At 73.5% G+C, this 6,165-nt stretch carries 3 protein-coding genes; 2 read left to right on the top strand and 1 reads right to left on the bottom strand.

Going from position 1 to position 6,165, the window contains the following annotated elements:
• Positions 1–133: 133 nt before the first annotated feature.
• On the top strand, positions 134–883 hold the full coding sequence (locus tag LCD31_RS05965) for a MerR family transcriptional regulator (protein ID WP_224956498.1): 750 nt from the start codon (positions 134–136) through the stop codon (positions 881–883).
• A gap of 153 nt (positions 884–1,036) precedes the next feature.
• Here the strand turns inward: LCD31_RS05965 and LCD31_RS05960 are convergent, their stop codons facing one another.
• The gene (locus tag LCD31_RS05960; protein ID WP_374201642.1) at positions 1,037–3,382 is read right to left on the bottom strand and encodes a Tex family protein; all 2,346 of its coding nucleotides are present in this window, start codon (positions 3,380–3,382) and stop codon (positions 1,037–1,039) included.
• 186 nt (positions 3,383–3,568) lie between these two features.
• Here LCD31_RS05960 and LCD31_RS05955 point away from each other — a divergent pair, with 186 nt between their 5' ends.
• Positions 3,569–5,887, top strand: coding sequence for an AAA family ATPase (locus tag LCD31_RS05955; RefSeq protein ID WP_224956496.1), 2,319 nt, complete (start codon positions 3,569–3,571; stop codon positions 5,885–5,887).
• Positions 5,888–6,165 lie beyond the last annotated feature (278 nt).

The raw sequence follows: 6,165 nt of genomic DNA, 5'->3' as shown, positions 1-6,165 counted from the left end.
TGGTGGCGGGGGGGGTGCTCCGCCCCCGGGGCACGCCGCCCCGCCCCCGGGGGGGGGGGGGCCCCCCCCCCGGGGGGGGGGCCCCCCCGTCACCCGCCCCCGAACGATCATCGGACGAACTACACTCCGGCTGGTGGCCGAATACCGGATCGACGACCTGGCCCGCGCCGCGGGCACCACGGTGCGCAACGTGCGGGTCTACCAGGACCGGGAGCTGCTGCCCGCGCCCCGCCGCGAAGGGCGGCTGGCGATCTACTCCGACGCGCACCTGGTCCGCCTCCGGATGATCATCAACATGCTGGGCCGCGGCTACGCGTTCGCGCAGATCCGCGAGATGCTCTCGGCGTGGGAATCGGGGCGCAGCCTCGCCGACGTGCTCGGCCTCGAAGAGGTCATGGGGGAGTCGTGGGCGGAGCAGTCGCCGCGCGTCTACTCGCTGTCGCAGCTGCGCGAGATGTTCCGCGGCCAGCTCAACCAGCAGAACATCCGCCGGGCCATCGAGCTGGGCCTGCTGGAGCGGTGGGGTGCCCGGTTCGTCGCGCCCAGCCCGCAGCTGCTCGACGCGGGCAGCGAACTGGTGCGGCTCGGAGTGCCGCTCGCCGAGGTCCTCGAACTCGCCGAGCAGCTGCAGTCCGATGTGGACCACGTCTCCGAGGCGCTGGTGTCGCTGGTGCGCACCCACGTCCTCGCCCCCGCGGACACCGCCTGGGACGACTCGGAGGTGCAGCGCTACACCGAGGTGGTGCGGCGGCTGCGGCCGCTGGCGATGTCCGCGCTGAACGCGGCGGCGGCCCGGTCCGCGGAACGCGTCATCCCCGACATCCTCGGCGACCGGCTCGTCGCCCTGCTGCGGGACGAGGAGGACCCCGGCGCCGCAGGGTGATCCGCCGTCCTCGCGGGGGCACGGCTGAGAACCCGCCGGTGGTCGGCCTGCGAACCCGGTCGGCGGCGCAGCGGTTCCGCCGCTGACGAGGAACGGTCGCGCGGACCGCGCGGCACTCCGGGGTGGAGCGCCGCGCGGTGCTCGCGAACCCGCTCAGCGGTTGTTGAAGCCGGCGCGGCGCAGCGCGTCCGCCATCGCCCCGCCCGCGGGAGCGGAGTCGCGCTTGCGCTGACCGCCGCCCTTGCCACCACGGCCGTTCCCGCCGCCACCACCGGGGCGACCGCCGCGGCGCTCGCCGGAGCTCTGGCCGCCGGAGCTCTGACCGCGCTCGGCGCCGACCTCGTCGTCCAGCCGCAGCGTCAACGAGATCCGCTTCCGCGGGACGTCCACGTCGAGGACCTTCACTTTCACCACGTCGCCGGACTTCACCACGTCGTGCGGGTCGTTGACGAAGTTCTTCGACATCGCCGAGACGTGCACCAGGCCGTCCTGGTGAACCCCGACGTCCACGAACGCGCCGAACGCGGCCACGTTCGTCACGACGCCCTCCAGCCGCATCCCCGGCTGCAGGTCACCGATCTTCTCCACGCCGTCGGCGAAGGTCGCCGTCTTGAACGTCGGCCGCGGGTCGCGCCCCGGCTTCTCCAGCTCGGAGAGGATGTCGGTGACCGTCGGCAACCCCACCGAGTCGTCGACGAAGTCGGCGGGCTTGATGCCGCGCAGCACCCGCTCGTTGCCGATCAGCGCGCCCAGCTCGGCCCCGGTCGATTCCAGGATGCGCCGCACCACCGGGTAGGACTCGGGGTGCACGCTGGAGGAGTCCAGCGGGTCGTCGCCGTCGGGGATGCGCAGGAAGCCCGCGCACTGCTCGAACGCCTTCGGCCCGAGCCGCGCCACGTCCTTGAGGCCCTTGCGGGAGCGGAACGGCCCGTTTCCGTCGCGGTGCGCCACGATGTTCTCGGCGAGGCCCTCGCCGATGCCGGACACGCGGGTCAGCAGCGGCACCGATGCGGTGTTCACGTCCACGCCCACCGCGTTCACGCAGTCCTCCACCACCGCGTCCAGCGAGCGGGACAGCTTCGTCTCGGTGATGTCGTGCTGGTACTGCCCGACGCCGATCGACTTCGGATCGATCTTGACCAGCTCGGCCAGCGGGTCCTGCAACCGGCGCGCGATGGACACCGCGCCGCGCAGCGACACGTCCAGCTCCGGCAGCTCCCGGGACGCGTAGGCGGACGCCGAGTACACCGAGGCGCCGGCCTCGGACACCGAGATCTTCGTCAGCCCCAGGTCCGGGTGCCGCTTGATCAGATCGGCGGCGAGCCGGTCGGTCTCCCGGGAGGCGGTGCCGTTGCCGATGGCGATCAGGTCCACGCCGTGCGCCCGGGCCAGCTTCTCCAGCGAGGCCAGCGCCTGGTCCCAGCGCTGCTGCGGCTGGTGCGGGTAGATGGTGTCGGTGGCCACCAGCTTGCCGGTGCCGTCGACCACGGCGACCTTCACCCCGGTGCGGAAGCCCGGGTCCAGGCCCATCGTGGCGCGGGTGCCCGCCGGGGCGGCCAGCAGCAGGTCCCGCAGGTTCGCCGCGAACACCCGCACCGCCTCGTCCTCGGCGGCCTGCCGCAGCCGCAGCCGCAGGTCGATGCCCAGGTGGGTCAGGATGCGGGTGCGCCACGCCCAGCGGACCACCTCGCCGAGCCAGCGGTCGGCGGGCCTGCCCAGGTCGGAGATCTCGAAGCGCCGCGCGATCTCCCGCTCGTACGGGGTGGGGCCCTCCTGCTCGCTGCCGTCGTCGGGTTCCAGGCCGAGGTCCAGGACCTCTTCCTTCTCCCCGCGGAACAGCGCCAGGATGCGGTGCGAGGGCAGCTGCTCGAACGGCTCGTCGAACTCGAAGTAGTCGGCGAACTTCGCGCCCTCGTCCTGCTTGCCCTCGCGCACCCGCGATGTCACCCGGCCGTGGGTCCACATGCGTTCGCGCAGCTCGCCCACCAGGTCGGCGTCCTCGGAGAAGCGCTCCACGAGGATCGCCCTCGCCCCCTCCAGCGCCGCGCCCGCGTCGGCCACGCCCTTGTCGGCGTCGACGTACTCGGCGGCGCGGGCCTGCGGGTCCTGCTCGGGGTCCGACAGCAGCAGGTCGGCGAGCGGTTCGAGCCCGGCCTCCCGCGCGATCTGGCCCTTGGTGCGCCGCTTCGGCTTGTACGGCAGGTAGATGTCCTCCAGGCGGGCCTTCGAGTCGGCCGCGTTGATGCGGGCCTCCAGCTCGGCGTCGAGCTTGCCCTGCGAGCGGATCGACTCCAGCACCGTGCTGCGCCGCTCCTCCAGCTCGCGCAGGTAGCGCAGCCGCTCCTCCAGGGTGCGCAGCTGCGCGTCGTCGAGCCCGTCGGTGGCCTCCTTGCGGTACCGCGCGACGAACGGCACCGTGGCGCCGCCGTCGAGCAGGCCGACGGCGGCCTCGACCTGCCGCTCCCGCACGCCGAGCTCCTCGGCGATCCTCTGATGCACAGCCGTCGTCACGATGTCCCGACACCTCTCCTGATCTCCGCCCAGAACCGTCCGTGCATTCTGCCCGACGTCCCGATCAAGCCCGCCCGGTGCGCGCGTCGGCGTGTCGGCACGGCCCGTGGCCTGCGGTTCCGCACCCGGTGCGGTGGGCCGCGGGGGCATACGCTCGCCGCGGGAGGTGGGCACGTGGAAGCTGCGGACGTCACGCGTGGCTCCCGGGGCAGGCTGCCTCCCGAGACGACGAGCTTCATCGGCAGGCGCCGGGAGCTCGCCGAGGCTCGCAGGCAGATGTACTCGGGACGGCTGCTCACGCTCACCGGACCGGCCGGGGTCGGCAAGAGCAGGCTGGCGCTGCGCCTGGCGCGCAAGCTGCGCCGGGCCTACCCGGACGGGGTGGTGCTGGTCGGGCTCTCCGACGTGCAGGACCCGGCCCTGCTGCCGCAGACCGTCGCCGCCGCGCTCGGCGGCAGGCCCGGCCCCGGCAACCCCGCCGAGGGCCTGGTGTCCCGGCTCCGCGGCGAACGGGTGCTGATCATCCTCGACGACTGCGACCACGTGCTCGGCGCGGCCGCCCGGCTGGCCCGCGAGCTGCTCACCGAGCACGAGCACGTGCACGTGCTGGCCACCAGCAGGCAGGCGCTGGGCGTGGCGGGGGAACTGGTGCTCCCGGTGGCGCCGCTGTCGCTGCCCGCCGAGACCGACGCGCCCGACCGCGCCTACGGCGACGTGTTCGCCGACGCGGTCAGCCTGTTCACCGACCGGGCCGCCGCCGTCGTTCCCGGCTTCCGCCTCGACGAGGGGAACCGGGACGCGGTGGTGCGGATCTGCCGCAGGCTGGACGGGATGCCGCTGGCCATCGAACTCGCCGCCGCCCAGCTCGGCGAATCCACGCCCGAGGAGGTGCTGGACCGGCTCGACGACCGGTTCGCCCTGCTCACCAGCGGGGACCAGCCGGCCAGGGACGAGGCGCTGGAGGAGTCCATCGGCTGGAGCTTCGGGTTGTGCACCCCGGGCGAGCAGCTGCTGTGGGCGCGGTTGTCCTGCTTCGTCGGCGAGTGGGACGCGGCCGCGGTCCGCGAGGTGTGCTGCGACGAGCGGCTCACCGCGGCCGACGTGGACGAGGCGCTGGACGTGCTGGTGTCCAAATCGGTGGTGGTGCGCGAGCACGACGAGATGGCGTGCACCGACTACTACCGCATGTTCGACAGCATCCGGGAGTTCGGCCTGTCCCGGCTGCACGACACCGGCGAGGAGGCCGCCGTCCGCGCCCGGCACGCCGTCTGCTTCCACCGGCTCGCCGACCGCTACAGCAACGAGGTGTTCGGACCGCGCCAGCTGGAGTGGATCCACCACATGATCCACGTGCACCCGAACCTGCGGCTGGTCCTGGAACACGACCTCGCCGACCCGGAGCGGGCGCGGGTGGCGGCGGCGACCGCGGCGAAGCTGTGGTCGTTCTGGTTCTCCGGCAACGCGTTGCGGGAGGGGTACGAGTGGCTGCGGAGCTCGGTGGCGGCGGTGCCCGAGCCCGTCGCCGAACGCGCCGACTGCCTGTCCACGCTGGCGTTCCTCGCGCTGCACGTGGGCGACCTCGACGCGGCGGAGACCGCGCTGGCCGAGGCCGTCGAGATCGCCGAGCGGATCGGGGACCGCGGGCTGCAGGCGAGGGTGGACGGCACCCGGGGCATGGTGGTGATGCTCCGCGGGCGGCTGGACGAGGCGGCCGGCTACCTGGAGCGCGCCGCGATCGGCAACACCGCCACCGGGAACCTGTTCGGCTACACCAACGCGATGATCCTGCTGGCCTGCCTCGGGTTCTACCGGCACGACCCGCGCGGCGCCGAATCGGCCGCCGAGTGCCTGCGGCTGTGCGAGACGTTCGGGGCGCCGTGGACCAAGAGCTACGTGCTGTGGGTGGTGTCCCTGCACCGCTGGCGCGGCGGCGACCCGCGGGAGGCGTCGCTGCTGATCCAGCAGGCGATCCGGTTGCAGCAGCTGGCCCACGACCTGGCCGGCCTCGGCGTGTACCTGGAGGTGCTGTCCTGGTGCGCCACCTCCACCGGCCAGCCGCGGCGGGCGGCGCGGCTGATGGGGGCCTCGGAGGCGCTGCGCAAGGCCAACGGCGGCGAGATGGGCGACTCGGTGTACTTCGACGACTACGACGCGGTGGCGATGGCGTGGGCGTGGCAGGTGCTCGGCGAGGAGGAGTTCCGGGCCGCCACCCGCGAGGGCGCCGGGTGGGAGCTGCCGGAGATGGTCGCCTACGCGCTCGGCGAAGGCGGCTCCCCGCCCGAGGTGCCGTTCGGCGCGGGGGTGGCCGAGCTGTCGCCGCGGGAGGTGGAGACGGCGGTGCTGCTCGCGGCCGGGATGACCGCGGCGGAGATCGCCGAGCGGCTCGGCGTCGAACCGCTGGCCGGGGAGGTGGAGGCCGAGCAGGTGCTGGAGCAGCTCGGCTTCGCCGACCGGGACGAGCTCGCCGGCTGGGTCCGGCGGCGCTCCGCGTAACGATCGGGGTCGTCCGATAGGGTGATGGCGCGCCGGTCGATCGTACGGTCCGGTGGCCCTCCGGAGCGGCTCGCCGAGTTCCCCCGGAAGTGAGCCACCTCTCCGGATCGCCCGGGAATTTGCACCGTGGGTGACGGACCGCCGGGGTGGCGGTGGCCTGAAGAGCCGGAACCAGGTACCTCCCTACGTAGAAACCGCGATGCACGTACACGCTCCGTTCCGGAGTGTGGGTCCACGTGACACCCCCCGATCGACACGAGAACCCCGAGACCCCGACC

The sequence above is a fragment of the Saccharopolyspora sp. 6M genome (assembly GCF_020176775.1).
Taxonomy (GTDB): domain Bacteria; phylum Actinomycetota; class Actinomycetes; order Mycobacteriales; family Pseudonocardiaceae; genus Saccharopolyspora_C; species Saccharopolyspora_C gregorii.
The sequence above is the reverse complement of the archived record's forward strand: the minus strand, read 5'-3'. Positions and strand labels throughout refer to the sequence as shown.